This is a genomic window from Synechococcus sp. R6-10 (assembly GCF_047461815.1).
Classification (GTDB): domain Bacteria; phylum Cyanobacteriota; class Cyanobacteriia; order Thermostichales; family Thermostichaceae; genus Thermostichus.
In genome coordinates, this window is record NZ_JANSHW010000051.1 from 1 (window position 1) to 564 (window position 564).

A 564-nucleotide genomic window follows, 5' to 3' on the forward strand; every position below is an offset into this window, starting at 1 on the left:
TCCCCTCGTTTTCAAGGATTTGGAGCCGGGACCCATACTCTGCGGGTGTTTGCCGGCAAACCCTGGCACGAGAGCTTCAAAAACTCTGAAGCCTATGCCCAGGTCAGCTTTCACGTGTTAGCTCCCACCCCTGAGTACGTACCACAGCCGCAACTGCCCCTGCTCACCTACAACCGCCCCACAGGCAGCTACGGGGCCGAGCCAATCTTGGTGGATTTCTGGCTGGCCAATGCCCCAGTGCGGGAGAGCCTGTTGAGTGACTTGCCACGGGACTGGCGGATCCGCTACACCCTCAACGGCCAATCTGGCCTGCTGGATCGCTGGGAGTCTTTTTATCTGAAGGGCTTCAGGCCCGGTCGCAATGTGATGGTGCTGGAACTGGTGGACAGCAAAGGGGATCCCATCCGCAATGTGTTCAACAGCGCCGCCCGCGAGATCACCTACACCCCTGGCGGCCAAGATACCCTCTCCAAGCTGGTTCGGGGGGAGCTAAAAGCCGAAGAGGCCCTCGCCATCGTCCAGCCCCAGCCCACCCCTACCCCAACTCCGACACCGGAGCCCACC

The 564-nt window shown here is 61.2% G+C and carries 1 pseudogene; it reads left to right on the top strand.

The features are described 5' to 3' along the window. Window positions 1–564: pseudogene (locus NW837_RS01640) on the top strand (hypothetical protein); the annotation flags it as partial.